The organism is Streptococcus sp. HMSC034E12, assembly GCF_001835915.1.
Classification (GTDB): domain Bacteria; phylum Bacillota; class Bacilli; order Lactobacillales; family Streptococcaceae; genus Streptococcus; species Streptococcus vaginalis.
Genome location: NZ_KV826480.1, coordinates 1 through 449 on the forward strand (window position 1 = coordinate 1; position 449 = coordinate 449).

Below are 449 nucleotides of genomic sequence, written 5' to 3' on the forward strand. Positions count from 1 at the left end.
CTCATTATTTTGCTAACGACCGGCAAAAACGTTGTACATCTTCCGAGTCGTATAAGCATTTCCCGCCTTTCGTTTTTTGCATTTTGCATGTTATCTTCTTCCTTCTTGATTTTTAAAGCCTTTGCCAATTCTCGTTATACCAGTCTCTCACAGCGTCTCGTGGATAGCGGATTTGTGTACCACGACCTCTGTCAATTTTTGGAAAGTCCGAAAATCGGGCATAACGGTCAAACGTCGTTGTTGAGCAACCTAGCATTTTCATGACTTGTTGCTGGGTTAACTCAAGCGGAAGAGCTTTCTCAATGTCAAACATTTGACTAATTTCAAGCAGTGAATTTCGTACGCCGTCCATTATTTTGTTTACAAACGTTAAAATAATTCCCTCTTCCATTTCCATTTTTCCTCTTTCGTTTTTATGCTACACCGTTTTCTAACGCGATAATCTCTTT

At 39.6% G+C, this 449-nt stretch carries 1 protein-coding gene; it reads right to left on the bottom strand.

From position 1 onward, the window contains the following. Positions 1-112: 112 nt before the first annotated feature. Positions 113-397: a helix-turn-helix transcriptional regulator gene (locus tag HMPREF2574_RS09330; protein WP_083313008.1), complete on the bottom strand. Its 285-nt coding sequence runs from the start codon at positions 395-397 to the stop codon at positions 113-115. Positions 398-449 lie beyond the last annotated feature (52 nt).